The sequence below is a fragment of the Fibrobacter sp. UWB10 genome (assembly GCF_900182935.1).
Classification (GTDB): domain Bacteria; phylum Fibrobacterota; class Fibrobacteria; order Fibrobacterales; family Fibrobacteraceae; genus Fibrobacter; species Fibrobacter succinogenes_O.
This window is the reverse complement of sequence record NZ_FXUE01000006.1, coordinates 74,645-86,157: the sequence shown is the minus strand read 5'-3', so window position 1 is coordinate 86,157 and position 11,513 is coordinate 74,645. Positions and strand designations below refer to the sequence as shown.

Sequence of the window (11,513 nt, the reverse complement as noted above, 5' to 3'; positions counted from 1 at the left end):
ATTACGCATTCCCTTTAACCTAAATATAAAAAAATGCTATTTTTGCGGACAATGGAATCCAAAAAGAAATTTGCAATCAACGGCATCGCTCAGGTATTTTCATTTCTTGTAAGTATAGGAATTACCTTTTTCCTGACGCCCTACATTGTTAGCCGTTTGGGTGCCGCCGCGTATGGTTTCGTTGGTCTTGCAAGCAACTTTGTAAGCTACGCTCAAATCGCAACCATCGCCTTGAATTCCATGGCCGGACGATTTATAACTATTAGCGTTCACCAAAACGATATTGAAAAAGCCCGAAAATACTTCAGTTCCGTATTTTACTCTAACATCATTCTCGTTGCATTCATCAGCATCATAGGGCTTGCCGTACTATACAAGCTAGAACACATCATCGACATTCCTGCCAACAACCTGTACGATGTGAAAGTCCTTTTCGGATGCATATTCCTCAACTTTTTCATCAGCATCATATTCAACGTCTATAACGTCTGCACCTTCATCCGCAACCGTCTAGACCTTTCTTCAACAAGAACCATTATCGCAAACGCCCTCAAGGCTATTCTTCTCGTAGGAATCTTTTACTTTTTCGACCCGGCCGTCTGGTACATCGGCCTTGCAACAGTCATCAGCACAATCTACATTATCATAACCAACATTCATTTCCGGCGCAGACTTACGCCGGATCTTATCATCGGGCTCAAATATTTTGACACCAAAGCAATCAAGGAGTTGCTTTCTGCAGGCATCTGGAATATTGTATCTAGATTAAGCGGACTATTGCAACATGGTTTCGACCTTCTAATTGCGAACCTGTTGATTGGCCCAACCGAGATGGGTATTCTCGCCATCATTAAAAGAATCCCGACGCTGACGCTCACCCTTTTTGAACGAATCAATTCCATTTTCGCCCCGCCTTGGACAAAACTTTATGCCCAGAACAACTTTGACGAATTACACAAAAGCATTGAGCAGTCCCTTAGAATTTTTGGTTTCATCAGCTTTATTCCGACAGCATTCATTTTTGTTTTCTGCGACTGGTTTTATCAATTGTGGCTACCTTCTCAAGACGCCAAATTGTTGTACTTGTTGACCGCAGCAGGTTGCCTTGAATTGCCCTTGGCCATGCCGTTACAGCCCATATACAACATTTTCCCCTTAACAAACAAGCTCAAAGCGAACGCCTTGTTCAACCTTGTTATTTATACGGCTACATTTGCAACCGTTGTCATTGGGATTAACATTACCGAAAGCTCTCTGACGCACATGCTTTTGATTGCAGGAACGGGCTCATTCTTCAGCCTGTCTAAGGCTCTTATATTCCTGCCCATTTATGGCGCCAAATGCATCAAAATCAAGGCAAAGGCTCTATACTTAGGAATGCTACGTAGCGGCATCGCATTCGCCGTCTTGATTGTCCCGCTATTTATTCTGAAAAACCAAATTTCACATATCAGCTGGCCGATTCTTGCAACAAGTATTGTCGCCTGTTGCCTATTCGGTTTTATTATCGGTTATGCGATTATATTGAATAAAAATGACCGCAAAGGAATTGCAAGGCTATACAACAAAATAGCCCAAAGATTCCACCGATAATGTACTTACGGCTGTTTTAGCTTCATACTTTCTATTGTACGCTCAAACATTTGTTCCAAGTCGTACTCCGCTTTCCAACCAAGATTTTCCAACTTGTTCGTATCTAAACATATTTTCACAACCGGATTGTAGCCCAACTTTGCGCAATCTTCGGCAATATCAAAGACGACATTGCTTTTGCCATTGGAAAATTTGCGACACACAAGTTGCGCCATATCAGCAATCGTGATGGCCGTATTTTTGTTAGCTACGTTATAAGCCTCAGAAACATTTCCCTTTGCAAGAATCGTCAACAAGGCCGTCACGGCATCTGCCGTATAGCAATAGTTACGGAGCGTTTCACCCTTCGTTTTGAGAACGATATCTACGCCTTCAATCGCGCTGCGAGAAAATTGTGCAAAAACTCGATTGTCCTCATAGGGAACGCCCGCACCAAAAGTTTGTCCAAGACGAGCAACTTTTACCGGAACGCCATATTCCGAGGCGTAAGAGGCACAAAGACATTCTACCATGCGCTTGCCTTCGGAATAACAGCTACGAACCTTCATCGAATCAATGTAGCCCGCTTCAGATTCCAGCATATTGACATGGCCTTCGGCTGGAACGCCGTAGACTTCAAGCGAGGATAGGTAAAGGAAACCTTTCACCTTGCAACGGCGTGCAAGTTCCAGCACGTTGCGGGTGCCGTCGATTGCCGTCGCGATGGTTTCTACAGGATTCGTCACGAAATACTTCGAGCTAGTCGCACTTGCCGTATGAATGATGTAGTCCACTTCGCCGGCGCCTTCAATAGAAGCGTTCACATCACCTTCGACAATTTCGAATCCGGGTCGACCGAGAAGGCTTTCGAATACGCGTTCAGCCTTTTTCTTGTTGCGAGCGAGCGCCTTAATCTTGATTTCTTGATTAAACAACCTATTACGACAAGCAAGAGCCAGAACAATTAAGGAGCCAATGAGTCCTGTCGCACCAGTCACCAAAACAGACTTGGAACGAAAATCTTCCCAAGGGACACAAGAGCTATTCGAAATAAATTCAACATCCCTCTGCAAAAAAGAATCATAAGAAGATTCAATTTCAGTCATACATGGTCTCCTTATCAATTATACTTTTAATCAACAAAAACGATTACCGCACTACGCGACCAAGAGTCGCAGGGTCGATGGGCTTTTCAACACAAATGCTTGCGACAAGTTCAGCCACCTTTTGCGAGGCGCAGCCCTTTTCAATCACCTGTTCGCGTTCAATAAAGGCATCAATTGCCTTCTGGTAGGCGGCATCGTCAAACGAATCAATCGCCTTCACGATTTCGTCATTACTAAGGGAGCAACTAAACGGCAACTTGTACGGGTCAAAATGGAAGGAACGTTCCTGCAAGTAATGTTCCATATCCGGCGCATACATCAAAGCAGGCTTACGCGAAAGAATAAAGTCAAAAATGCACGAAGAATAATCCGTGCACAACACATCGGCAGCGCACATTAATTCTTGCATATCTTCGTACTTAGATGCATTAACCACACGGTCCGAGAACTGAATACGGCCTTCGTTCGCCTTGATGGCAAACGGATGCAATCTCAAAAGGCAGACCCAATTTCCGCCAATTTTTTTTTCAAGCGCTGCAAGCACTTTTTCCAAATCCAGGCTATCGCTTTGCCAGTCCGTACGAACCTTGCGGAAAGTCGGAGCATACAGGAACAGTTTGACATCCGAAGCCAGATTCAGAGATTTCCGAACTTTCTCGAAAACGCCTTCATTCGGATTCAGCATCAAGTCATTACGCGGGTATCCAACCTCCCAAACAGGTCCATTATACCAGAAAGCACGCTTGTAGACATCGGTGCAGAACTTGCTGTTAGAAATCATCATGTCAATCATGCGAGAATCATTGATGGCACAGCGTTTCCAATCTGCATTCACCAAATCGCCCATATCGCCTTCGCATTTCTTGATTCCAATGGCGCCATGCCATGTCTGCAAATACACCTGATTCGCCCTTTTGCGGACATATTCCTTTTGGCGGTTATTGGCCACCCATACTTTCGCCGTCGCCTGTTCATACACCGAACGCAGGGAGCCCAGTTTAACATTGCGACCGCCCTCGCGATCACACTTCATAAGTTCCTTTCGGGCAAGCCAGACTATATCTAGGGTCGGGTCAATTTGCTTGAGGGCCCGGGCAATATATTTGGGATTGCAACCGTAACCGCGGCCTATAAAGTTATCAAAAAGCACCTTCTTCTTTTGGACAGGGAAGATTCTGAAACAGTAAAATAGGATTTCTCTTAGGCGGTCTTTGAGTTTCAATTCAACGCTCCATTTTTTCAATTCAAATATAGCTCTATTTAAAAGTCGGCTTTTCCCAGCCTTCATAAAATTCTATTTTTTTCCTTAGCATTCTCAAGGACTTTTCGCACATGATTTCAATTGCAATGGCAACTTACAACGGGGCAAAATACCTCCAATTACAGTTGGATTCCATTCGAAACCAATCTTACAAAGATATCGAAATCATTATCTGCGACGACCATTCTTCGGACGACACTTGGGAAATTATCCAGAAGAACGCCACCGAAGATTCTCGTATCAAACCATTCCGCAACGAAGAAAATCTGGGTTTCAAGAAAAATTTTGAAAAGGCAATCAGGCTTTGCCAAGGCGAATACATCGCCCTTTCCGACCAAGATGACATTTGGGAGCTGAACCACTTGCAAATTCTTTTGGACACCATCGGAAACCACAGCATTGCCTGCGGAGATGCAAACCTGATTGGAAGTTCGGGAGAATCTTTAGGCATGACTTTGAGCGACGCCGACTGTCTCGAAATTCCTCCGGCCGCAAATCTCGAAGTTGCCTACCGAGTGTACTTCAACAGCAGTTGCTTTCAAGGCGCCTCAATGCTTATACGCAAGAATTTTCTTGAAAAAGCACTCCCCATTCCCGAAAAGGCCAAATATCACGACGCCTGGTTTGCCGCCCTCGCCCCCTTTGTAGACGGGCTTATTTACACAAAACAGATTATCACGCAGCACAGGCGCCACAACAGTAATTCTTCAAAGCCTCTGGAATGGAAAAAATTGGGTCCCATTCATTACCGCGAGGCCCCTCGACTTGCCGACAGAGCTTTCTGGCGCGAAGCGATTCTTGAACGAATTGACAACTTAACCGCCGATCAAAAAAAGTTCTTGAATTCGGTCAAGAAATATTATACTCGAAGACTTGCCCGCACCAGAAAATTCAAGAATTTCTTTTTCAGGCTCCCGCACTACAAAGCAATCTATACCACCGACTCCAAGATTTACCTTGAATGGTAAAGGCCGCTTTTCATGAAGCTTTCCGTTAAAAAATTGTACAGTCTGATTCCAGCTCCTCTCAAGAACCTGCAAAATTCGCTTCGCATCAAAGACCGTCTTCTTTTAGCCGGCAAAAGAAGCCGCGAAAAGAAGGCCGTTGCTAAAGTTCGCGCCAAAATCCAGCAGAACCAGAAGGTCAATGTCGTTTTCATGGCTATGTCTGTTTCTTTCTGGAAATACGACAACCTTTTCGAACTCATGCAAAAAAGTTCGCATTTCAAGCCGGTCGTACTGCTGACCAAGCGTCCGCAAGACACGCTCGAAATTCAGCAGATGCATCACGACAAGATGACTAAGTATTTTGGAGAAAAGGGATTCCCGGTTATAGAAACGCTCCAAGGAACCGACCCCGACATTCTCTTTTACGCGCAGCCATACAAGAACAGCATTACCGAAGAACTTCGCGCCTACAATTTCTTGGACAAGCTCATCTGCTACGTTCCTTACGCCTTCTTTATTTCAAACTACAAGTGGGCATACGACGCCCAAGTGCACAATTTGGCTTGGAAACTTTTCTACCCTTCGGAACTGCACAAAAAGAATGCCGAACAGATTTCCTTGATCCGAGGCAAGAATGTCGAAGTTGTAGGCTATCCTCTCGCCGACAAGTTTGCAACACCCGCTGCAAGCGATCCCTGGAAAATCAAGGATCCTAAAATCAAGCGAATCGTATGGGGCGTACACCATTCCGTATTGAGCGATGACCTGGCCGACTGCGGTACATTCCTAGCCCACGCAGAATCCATGCTTGATCGCGCTCGCAAAAACCCGGAATTCCAGTTTGCATTCAAGCCGCACCCGCATCTCAAGGAACACCTCTACCGTCACCCCGATTGGGGCAAAGCCCGCACCGACACCTACTTTGCAGCATGGAATGTCGCGTCGAACACATTCTTGTTCGACAACGACTATATCGATTTGTTCAAGACATCTGATGCATTGATTCATGACTGCGGTTCGTTCACGGTAGAATACCTTTATGTCGACAAGCCCGTACTCTACATCGGCAACCAGCGCGACGACATCCTTTGCAACTTCGGGAAGGCTTCTATGGAGGCCAACTACACGCAAAGCGATTTCAGCATCGACGAATTCCTTCAAATGGTCGCTGGCAAAGCCGGAGCCGACACCAAACGCGATGTACGTCAGAAGTTCATCAAAGAGCAACTGAATCCGCCCAACGGAATTTCATTCGCCCAGAACATCATGAACATTCTCGAAAAAGCTTTCGGCTAGGACATTTTCATGAAACCATTTTCTGTATTCCTTTTGAGTTGTCTGCTGTTTCTAGGAACAGGAATCAGCCTTGCTCAAAATCAGGAAAAGATCACCTTCGCTTCATGGAACATCCGGTGGCAAAGCGACGACGATGTTAAAAACGGGAACGCTTGGAAAAAAAGATTCGAGCCAATAGCCAACGTCATCCGATTTTACGATTTCGACATCGTTGCCATGCAAGAAGGCGCTGCCGGAAAACGCGACGACCTTGCCCCTCTATTGAAAGACTACGCCTTCATTGAAATCGATTCTACGGAACACAATCCCATTCTTATCAAGAAGGACAAGTTTAAGCTTTTAGATAAAGGCAAGTTTTATTTATCGCTGACACCCGAGAAAAAAAGCAAAAGCTGGGATTCAATGCACAAGCGATTCTGCCTTTGGGCCAAATTGCAAAAAGACAGCACGACCTTTTTTGTATTCAACACGCACTTTGACCATCGTGGAAAAGTTGCCAAAAACGAAGGCGCCAAAATCATATACCAATGGATTCCTTCCATAGCCCAGAGCTCGCCCTACATAATCTCTGGAGATTTCAACTCCGTCGAAGGTTCCGTTCCCTATGAAATTCTCATGTCAATACCCGGCATCAAAGATGCAAAGGATGTCGCACAATTCACTCATATCGTAAAAAAGAGCTTCAATCATTTTGACCCCACTCGCGACAGCAAATGGGACCTCGACCACATTTTTGTGGACTCTCGAATTCCCGTATACCGTTATGGGGTTCTCAACGAAATGTATTTTGACGGGGAAACCTATCGTTACCCCTCCGATCATTCGCCAATCATGATGGTATTTGAATTACCCGCTATAAAACAACCTTAAATAATTTCTATATTTCAGAATATGAAAAAGTACAAGCGAGCAATAACCTACGGAACATTCGACCTATTTCACGTAGGGCACCTCCGTCTATTAAAACGCGTTGCAGCCTTGGCCGATGAACTCTATGTCGCCGTATCTTCGGACGAGTTTAATTCTATCAAGGGTAAAACCTGTGTCATTCCGTTTGCAGAACGTGCCGAAATCATCGAATCGCTTGCCTGCGTCACAAAGGTCATCCGCGAAGACAATTGGGACCAAAAGATAAACGACGTCAAGGAAAACCACTGCGACCTGTTTGTCATGGGCGACGATTGGACTGGCAAATTCGATTTTCTTAAAGATTATTGCGACGTCATCTACCTGCCTAGAACGCCTGGTGTAAGCACGACTGACATCAAGAAGATTCTGAAAAAATAGGCTCGAACATGAGCATCCTCGTCCTACTCCTTTTTTTCGGAATCCTAGGAATCATCTACTATGGAGATTCCCAAAAAAGGTTTATGGCATTTTTCGCAGGAACGCTCTTATTTCCTAACGTTTGCCTTTTCGTTAAGAACCCCTCTATTTCGCCCCAACACATTATTCTTTATACATTTCTCGCGATAGAATGTCTAAAGAATCGCGAAGAATTTTTTCGCGGCGTATTCAGGAACCCGTTAGTAATCCCCCTGGGGCTTTCTGTCGCAAGCTACACTTGCACAGCCCTTTTCAATGGTGGACTACTCTCTATCGACATGTACTACGGCGTTCGCGATATCGTAGACACATTCGGCTACCTTATTGCAGCATACATCGTCGGCAAGAACAACGACATTCACGAATTCGCCAAATCGATTTATCCATTCATTGTCATCTGTTGCTTTTTCGGTATTATCGAAGGGTTGCTCAACGCCAACTATCCTTACAAGTTTATCAATTCGGCGTTCCCGCATTACAACGGTCTGTACAATTTGAATTCCGACATCTCGCTCGGTCAAAGCTGGCGAATCCGCACCTGCTTTACAACAAAGCACCCGACCGCCTTCGGAACATTCCTGATGACCATGTTCCTTTTCTACCTTCCCTATATAAAGAAAAAAGTCATTCCGTTTTCCAAGTTGTTGCTGATTCTCGGGCTCCTTGCCGTCAACATAGTCATGTGCGGTTCCCGAACAGCTTTATTCTGCACCTTGATTGGCGTCGCCCTGTACATTGCCGACCGATTCAGCATACTCGTCAAAATTGCCACCATCGGTTTGATCATCCTTTCTTTCACCGCAATTCTTGGGGTCATTGCCGACAATTTCAAAGGCGGGCAGGGGCGAGGTTCTTCGATTGACTTAAGAACTCAGCAGCTCATTTTTTCAATCGTCACTATCGACAAGTCCCCCATTTGGGGAAACGGCAACAAATACGCCTCGCATAACCTGTTCGAAGAAAACGATGCCGGACAGATGCGTGTCGAAGACAGTTCAGGAACGGACATGGGCGGCCTTGAATCTGTCGTATTCACACTACTCATCGACCGCGGCTTCGTCGGGCTGATTAGCTATTACCTGCTACTGTTCTGGATATTCTGGCTTTTCTACAGGTACCGCAACAGATTCAGCGAACGAGATGACGCCTTCATTATCGTGGGTGCAGGCATCCTGTTCCTAACGCTGTCGGGTTCAATCGGCAATAGTTCTGCATTCTTGTTCTCGATTCTTGGGTTGCAATTAGGCAACTTCGTTCAAGAAAAAGAAAAGCAAGAAGACGAAGAGGACGCTAACGCATTACCCTCTGCGGACCTGCATCAAGACGGACAAAAGCAAATACAGCTTGAATCTAACTAAGCGACCAAAAAGCCTTTCATTCATGACTAAAGGCTTGACCGCAATCTTCTTTAAGAACGGAACGTAGAATTCATTCGTGAGCAATTTCTTGCATTCACGATATTTGTTCCAAAATCCCATATTGCTTGCGAATATTTGTCCCACCTGCTTTTTGGCATAATAAATAAAGCGGGTTTCGTAAGCATCGTAAAAATCAGGCCCTTTAGCAAAACGTTCTGCCAGCGAACAGACTTCCGAAGAAATGCGCTTGTACAAGTCAATATTGTTGTACTTGTAAGAATGGCAAAGAGACGTTTCCAGAACGCGATAGTTATAGAACGGGACACTCAAATACGAAATCACTTTTGAATGTTCAAACGCGGTCAGCCCGAATATGCCATCTTCGAACAGGCTGATCGAGGTCGGAAAGTGCACTGCATTTTCAACAAGCATGCTACGGCGGAAAAGTTTTGTCCACTGCGCACCAAACAGGTAGCCGCATGAATTCGAAAAATACGGCGAATAACCGCTATACAGCATCGTTTGCTGCAGCTTTTCAATCAAAGTACGTTCGCTTGCGACAAAATTTTCAGAGAAAAAGTGGTAACGGCGACGGCCCTTAGAGCTTACCGCAAAGTAATCGCCAATTACGACATCGGCATTCACGCGAGTCGCTTCTTCATAAGCAATGCGCAGCGCATCTTGTTCCAGATAATCATCTGAATCCACGAACAGCACGTATTCGCCAGCAGCCACAACAAGGCCGTCGTTGCGGGCCGCCGACACACCACCATTTGCCTTGTGAATCACCTTGATGCGGGCGTCTTTCGCAGCGTATTCATCGAGAATTGCAGGAGAATCATCCGGACTTCCGTCATCGACAGCCACCACTTCCCAATCCGAAAAAGACTGAGCAAGCACGCTGTCTAGACAATCACGCAAATATTTTGCGGAATTATAAACCGGAATGACAACACTAATCTTCGGAAGCATTACTTACAGCCTGCAAACCATGGTGATTGCGGTCATCAACCTTCGGCGGCGTCATGTAGTCGCCATAAAGTTGCGTACAGACAAAGTCATAATCTTCGGGGCCACAAATTTCGGTATCTTCGAAGGGGTACATACGCCCCTTGCCGTAATACTTCTTATGGAACATCTCGCGGAACTTGTAGGCGCCCATGGCATTCACCAGGTAGTCCGACTTTTCGTACGGAGTCGCCGTCAGCGCGCGTTCCAAGCGGGCTAGGCATTTCTTAGTATCAAAGAATTTCTGAATTGGGGTATGGAGTCCAACCCAAACCAGAACACGTTCGTGCAAAGGACGCCCTTTCTTGTTCACATTCACCAAGCGATCAAAGCAAGAAAAGCGGTATATCGCACGCAAAAAGAGAACGTAAAAAACCTTCAGCTTACGCAGCAGGGCGTTGTTCGGCATGGCATCCAGCGGGAACAAGTCTATCCAGGCAAAAGCCTCTTCGACCTTGATGTTGTCATGGCGAACGATTTTCATACTTTCGTCTTCAATACGACCAAAGTAACGAATGTAATCTTGGGTATTTTTATAAGAACGGAACTTGATTTTCCCAGTACCGGACTTTTCTTCAAGAATCTTGCAAAGGCGTTCGTAATCCGGACGCGGAATGCCGACATCGATATCGTCATCCCAAGGAATAAAACCCTTATGGCGTACCGCACCCAGCAGTGTTCCGCCCAAGGCATAGTATTCAATATGATTGTCTTTGCAGACTTGCTGGAAATATTTCAGCAAGTCCAGTTCCTTCAGTTGCAATGCGCGCAGGGATTCGTCCATTAATACGCCTGTTGCTCAACAAGTTGAGCGTCATGCACGTTCTTGTCGCAATCTTCCGGTTCCTTCATGTAGTCACCGTACATTTGCGTAAGAACCTTGTCGGCATCTTCGGGGCCCATCAGTTGCATGTCTTCGAACTGATAAAGTTTACCCTTGCCGTAGTAGGACTTCGGGAACATTTCCTTGAACTTGTACTGTCCCATAAAGTTCACAATCCAGTTCGAATTCTGTACCTTATAGCGGCGAAGCACTAAATCAAGCTTGATCAACCACTTCTTGTAGTTCTTATGGCCGTTAACGCCCAAGTCCTTAACAAGCGCAATCACGATTCGTTCGGACAGCGGCCTATTCGGGCGGTTCAGGTTGACTTTGTCAAAGCAGGCCACATGGTAACGCAAGCGGAGCCACAACAGTTCCAGCATATGAATCTTGCGTACAAACCAATTGTTCGGCATGCCATCGAGGGGGAAAATATCAACCCAGAGATTTTCTGTTCTAGAGACCAGACTTCCGTTACGGTTCATCTCGTAGCGGGTGTCTACAATTCTCGAGAAATAATAATGGTGGTCGGACTTATCGCGGTACGAGCGCAATTCCAAATGCTTCGGAAGAATCTTCGGCACAAGCCTCAAGAAACGTTCGTAGTCTTCACGGACGATGCCAATGTCGATATCGTCATCCCAAGGAATGAATCCCTTATGCCGGACAGCACCCAGCAAGGTTCCGCCCAACAAATAGTACGGAATCGAATTCGCCTCAAGAACCGGCTTTATTTCCTTAAAGATTTTCAAAATAGGCACCTGCGCCCTAGATAGCGGCACAGGACGTCCTGTTTTTGAATCGAACCCCATTTTA

11 protein-coding genes are annotated in these 11,513 nt (G+C 45.6%); 6 read left to right on the top strand and 5 right to left on the bottom strand.

Going from position 1 to position 11,513, the window contains the following annotated elements; all coding sequences use genetic code 11:
• Positions 1 to 51: 51 nt before the first annotated feature.
• A complete protein-coding gene (locus QOL41_RS12930; protein ID WP_283430094.1) occupies positions 52 to 1,593 on the top strand; it encodes a lipopolysaccharide biosynthesis protein in 1,542 nt (513 codons plus the stop codon).
• Positions 1,594 to 1,598: 5 nt separating this feature from the next.
• Here the strand turns inward: QOL41_RS12930 and QOL41_RS12925 are convergent, their stop codons facing one another.
• Together QOL41_RS12925 and QOL41_RS12920 are read right to left on the bottom strand one after the other, a co-directional pair.
• The gene (locus QOL41_RS12925; RefSeq protein WP_283430093.1) at positions 1,599 to 2,678 is read right to left on the bottom strand and encodes an NAD-dependent epimerase/dehydratase family protein; all 1,080 of its coding nucleotides are present in this window, start codon (positions 2,676 to 2,678) and stop codon (positions 1,599 to 1,601) included.
• Positions 2,679 to 2,721: 43 nt separating this feature from the next.
• Positions 2,722 to 3,966, bottom strand: coding sequence for a CDP-glycerol glycerophosphotransferase family protein (locus QOL41_RS12920; protein ID WP_283430092.1), 1,245 nt, complete (start codon positions 3,964 to 3,966; stop codon positions 2,722 to 2,724).
• Between the two features lie 44 nt (positions 3,967 to 4,010).
• Here QOL41_RS12920 and QOL41_RS12915 point away from each other — a divergent pair, with 44 nt between their 5' ends.
• From QOL41_RS12915 to QOL41_RS12895, 5 genes are all read left to right on the top strand, one after another.
• Complete coding sequence (locus QOL41_RS12915; protein ID WP_283430091.1) at positions 4,011 to 4,907, top strand: glycosyltransferase; 897 nt, start codon at positions 4,011 to 4,013, stop codon at positions 4,905 to 4,907.
• Between the two features lie 12 nt (positions 4,908 to 4,919).
• Complete coding sequence (locus QOL41_RS12910; RefSeq protein ID WP_283430090.1) at positions 4,920 to 6,182, top strand: hypothetical protein; 1,263 nt, start codon at positions 4,920 to 4,922, stop codon at positions 6,180 to 6,182.
• Positions 6,183 to 6,191: 9 nt separating this feature from the next.
• Positions 6,192 to 7,052 (top strand): endonuclease/exonuclease/phosphatase family protein, encoded by an 861-nt coding sequence (locus QOL41_RS12905; protein WP_283430089.1) that lies wholly within the window; start codon positions 6,192 to 6,194, stop codon positions 7,050 to 7,052.
• Between the two features lie 21 nt (positions 7,053 to 7,073).
• Positions 7,074 to 7,469 carry an adenylyltransferase/cytidyltransferase family protein gene (locus QOL41_RS12900; protein ID WP_283430088.1) on the top strand — a complete coding sequence of 132 codons (396 nt, stop codon included), beginning with the start codon at positions 7,074 to 7,076 and terminating at the stop codon, positions 7,467 to 7,469.
• An 83-nt stretch (positions 7,470 to 7,552) separates the two neighbouring features.
• Positions 7,553 to 8,866, top strand: a complete 1,314-nt coding sequence (locus QOL41_RS12895; protein ID WP_283430087.1) for an O-antigen ligase family protein — start codon at positions 7,553 to 7,555, stop codon at positions 8,864 to 8,866.
• On the opposite strand, the gene QOL41_RS12890 is transcribed toward QOL41_RS12895, so the two are convergent.
• Genes QOL41_RS12890 through QOL41_RS12880 form a run of 3 tightly spaced genes read right to left on the bottom strand, consistent with a single transcriptional unit; the run spans position 8,807 to position 11,509 of the window.
• The gene (locus tag QOL41_RS12890; protein ID WP_283430086.1) at positions 8,807 to 9,838 is read right to left on the bottom strand and encodes a glycosyltransferase family 2 protein; all 1,032 of its coding nucleotides are present in this window, start codon (positions 9,836 to 9,838) and stop codon (positions 8,807 to 8,809) included. The genes QOL41_RS12895 and QOL41_RS12890 overlap by 60 nt on opposite strands.
• The gene (locus QOL41_RS12885; RefSeq protein ID WP_283430085.1) at positions 9,822 to 10,658 is read right to left on the bottom strand and encodes a LicD family protein; all 837 of its coding nucleotides are present in this window, start codon (positions 10,656 to 10,658) and stop codon (positions 9,822 to 9,824) included. Before QOL41_RS12885 ends, QOL41_RS12890 begins: the two co-directional genes overlap by 17 nt.
• Entirely contained in the window at positions 10,658 to 11,509 is an 852-nt protein-coding gene (locus QOL41_RS12880; protein ID WP_283430084.1) for a LicD family protein, read from the bottom strand. The genes QOL41_RS12885 and QOL41_RS12880 overlap by 1 nt, the downstream gene beginning before the upstream one ends.
• Positions 11,510 to 11,513: the final 4 nt, after the last annotated feature.

What these genes read in the sequence shown, in the direction of transcription:
- QOL41_RS12930 (WP_283430094.1), top strand. Translation starts at nt 52, where the DNA reads ATGGAATCCAAAAAGAAATTTGCAATCAACGGCATCGCTCAGGTATTT.
- QOL41_RS12925 (WP_283430093.1), bottom strand. Translation starts at nt 2,678, where the DNA reads ATGACTGAAATTGAATCTTCTTATGATTCTTTTTTGCAGAGGGATGTT.
- QOL41_RS12920 (WP_283430092.1), bottom strand. Translation starts at nt 3,966, where the DNA reads ATGAAGGCTGGGAAAAGCCGACTTTTAAATAGAGCTATATTTGAATTG.
- QOL41_RS12915 (WP_283430091.1), top strand. Translation starts at nt 4,011, where the DNA reads ATGATTTCAATTGCAATGGCAACTTACAACGGGGCAAAATACCTCCAA.
- QOL41_RS12910 (WP_283430090.1), top strand. Translation starts at nt 4,920, where the DNA reads ATGAAGCTTTCCGTTAAAAAATTGTACAGTCTGATTCCAGCTCCTCTC.
- QOL41_RS12905 (WP_283430089.1), top strand. Translation starts at nt 6,192, where the DNA reads ATGAAACCATTTTCTGTATTCCTTTTGAGTTGTCTGCTGTTTCTAGGA.
- QOL41_RS12900 (WP_283430088.1), top strand. Translation starts at nt 7,074, where the DNA reads ATGAAAAAGTACAAGCGAGCAATAACCTACGGAACATTCGACCTATTT.
- QOL41_RS12895 (WP_283430087.1), top strand. Translation starts at nt 7,553, where the DNA reads ATGGCATTTTTCGCAGGAACGCTCTTATTTCCTAACGTTTGCCTTTTC.
- QOL41_RS12890 (WP_283430086.1), bottom strand. Translation starts at nt 9,838, where the DNA reads ATGCTTCCGAAGATTAGTGTTGTCATTCCGGTTTATAATTCCGCAAAA.
- QOL41_RS12885 (WP_283430085.1), bottom strand. Translation starts at nt 10,658, where the DNA reads ATGGACGAATCCCTGCGCGCATTGCAACTGAAGGAACTGGACTTGCTG.
- QOL41_RS12880 (WP_283430084.1), bottom strand. Translation starts at nt 11,509, where the DNA reads ATGGGGTTCGATTCAAAAACAGGACGTCCTGTGCCGCTATCTAGGGCG.